This window comes from Zoogloea sp., from assembly GCF_030157465.1.
Classification (GTDB): Bacteria; Pseudomonadota; Gammaproteobacteria; order Burkholderiales; family Rhodocyclaceae; genus Zoogloea.
This window is the reverse complement of sequence record NZ_JAOAUU010000111.1, coordinates 1-2925: the sequence shown is the minus strand read 5'-3', so window position 1 is coordinate 2925 and position 2925 is coordinate 1. Positions and strand designations below refer to the sequence as shown.

General features: G+C 70.9%; 1 protein-coding gene. It reads left to right on the top strand.

Features of this window, described 5'->3' with window-relative positions; translation table 11 throughout:
• Nucleotides 1-2925: hypothetical protein (locus Q1W26_RS13555; protein ID WP_300441076.1), on the top strand; the 2925-nt coding region annotated here is incomplete at both ends.

The following is a 2925-nucleotide window of genomic DNA, read 5'->3' as shown; positions in this document are numbered from 1 at the left end:
CAGATCCCGGCACCGACACCCGCAGCGGCTACAGCATCGCCTGGGGCGACGGCAGTACCGACACCTTCACCCCGGCCCAGTGGGCCGCGGCGTCGGGCAGCTTCACCCACACCTACGCCGACGGCGCGGCAACCCCGACCATCACCGTCAGCACCACCGACGAAGACGGCACCACGGTGCTCGGCACTCAGGCCGTCGCGGTGGCCAACGTCGCCCCGAGCCTCGTGCTCGACGGCGCCGCCAGCACCCTCGAAGGCGCCACCTATCAACTGACCCTCACCGGCAGCGACGTGGCCGGCAGCGCCGACCCGCTCGCCTACAGCATCGCCTGGGGCGACGGCAGCACCCAGACCGTCCTCGCCGCCGACCTGCCGGCCAGCGGCATCGTCAGCCATGTCTTTACCGACGACGAAGACGGCCCGGCAAACGCCACCGCCCGCCAGGTCACCGTAACCGTCACCGACGGCGACGGCGGCAGCACCGAGGTCAGCAAGACCGTCACGGTGAATAACGTCGCCCCCAGCGCCAGCCTCAGCGGCCCGACCACGGTGGACGAAGGCAGCGTCTACACCCTCACCGTCGGCGCCATTCTTGACCCCGGCACCGACACCCGCAGCGGCTACAGCATCGCCTGGGGCGACGGCAGCACCGACAGCTTCACCCCGGCCCAGTGGGCCGCCGCGGCGGGCAGCTTCACCCACACCTACGCCGACGGCGCCAGCACCCCGACCATCACCGTCAGCACCACCGACGAAGACGGCAGCACCGTGCTCGGCACCCAAGCCGTCGCGGTGGCCAACGTCGCCCCGAGCCTCGTGCTCGACGGCGCCGCCAGCACCCTCGAAGGCGCCACCTATCAACTGACCCTCACCGGCAGCGACGTGGCCGGCAGCGCCGACCCGCTCGCCTACAGCATCGCCTGGGGCGACGGCAGCACCCAGACCGTCCTCGCCGCCGACCTGCCGGCCAGCGGCATCGTCAGCCATGTCTTTACCGACGACGAAGACGGCCCGGCAAACGCCACCGCCCGCCAGGTCACCGTAACCGTCACCGACGGCGACGGCGGCAGCACCGAGGTCAGCAAGACCGTCACGGTAAACAACGTCGCCCCGACCATCGAGGCCACTGGCGCCGCCAGCACCACCACAGGCCTGGCCTACACCCTCAGCCTCGCCAACTACCTCGACCCCGGCCAGGACACCCTGCTGCCGGACGGCATCCTCATCAACTGGGGCGACGGCAGCACCAGCACGGCCAGCGCGGTGGGCGACATCACCCACACCTACAGCGCAGCCGGCACGCCGACCATCCTGGTCAGCCTCGCCGACGAAGACGGCAGCTACGCCAACGTCGCCAGCCTCGGCCTCACGGTCGGCCTGCCAACGCCCACCCTCAGCCTCGCCGTCCAGGCCGCCGGCACGGTGAACGAAGGCAGCGCCTTCACCCGCAGCATCGCCTTCTCCGACGGCGAAGACAGCAACGGCGACGGCTGGAGCTACAACGTCCAGTGGAACGACGGCGTGGTGCAAAGCGGCACCACCACCGTCCAGCACTTCGACCTCAGCCGTACGGCTGCCGACGGCAACGCCACCCTCACGGCGACGATCACCGTCAGCGACACCGGCGGAGCCGACAGCGACACCGAAAGCCTGCAACTCAACGTGGCCAACGTCGCCCCCACGGCCAGCATCAGCGGCGCCAGCGCGGTGGACGAGGGCAGCGTCTACACCCTCACCGTCGGCGCCATCACAGATCCCGGCACCGACACCCGCAGCGGCTACACCATCGCCTGGGGCGACGGCAGCACCGACAGCTTCACCCCGGCCCAGTGGGCCGCCGCGGCGGGCAGCTTCACCCACACCTACGCCGACGGCGCCAGCACCCCGACCATCACCGTCAGCACCACCGACGAAGACGGCACCACGGTGCTCGGCACCCAGGCCGTCACGGTGAACGATGTCGCCCCGAGCGCCAGCCTCAGCGGCGCCGGCGCGGTGAACGAAGGCAGCGTCTACGCCCTCGGCATCGGCGCCATCCTTGACCCGGGCGCCGACAGCGTCAGCGAATACCGCATCGTCTGGGGCGACGAAACCACGCCGGGCAGCTACCAGAGCGTCAGCGCCGCCCAGCTCGCGCTTGCCGGCGGGGTCGTCACCCACACCTACGCCGACGGCGCCGCCAGCTACAGCGTGCAGGTCTTCGCCCAGAACGACGACGGCCTCTTCGCCCTCGGCACCCACGCGGTGGACGTCCTCAACGTCGCCCCGACGGTGGACGCCAGCGGCGCCGCCAGCGCCACGGTCGGCGTCGCCTACACCCTCAGCCTCGCCAACTACCTCGATCCGGGCCAGGACACCCTGCTGCCCAACGGCATCGTGGTGGACTGGGGCGACGGCACCCAAAGCACCGCCAGCAGCCTCGGCGATCTCACCCACACCTACCTGGCCGCCAGCACGCCCACCCTTACCGTCAGCCTCGCCGACGAAGACGGCAGCTACGCCAACGTCGCCAGCCTCGGCCTCACGGTCGGCCTGCCAACGCCCACCCTCAGCCTCGCCGTCCAGGCCGCCGGCACGGTGAACGAAGGCAGCGCCTTCACCCGCAGCATCGCCTTCTCCGACGGCGAAGACAGCAACGGCGACGGCTGGAGCTACAACGTCCAGTGGAACGACGGCGTGGTGCAAAGCGGCACCACCACCGTCCAGCACTTCGACCTGAACCGTACGGCTGCCGATGGCGCCGCCACCCTCACGGCGACGATCACCGTCAGCGACACCGGCGGTGCCGACAGCGACAGCACCGGCCTGCAACTCAACGTGGCCAACGTCGCTCCCGCCGCCAGCGTCAGCGGCCCGGCCACGGTGGACGAAGGCAGCGTCTACACCCTCACCGTCGGCGCCATCACAGATCCCGGCACCGACACCC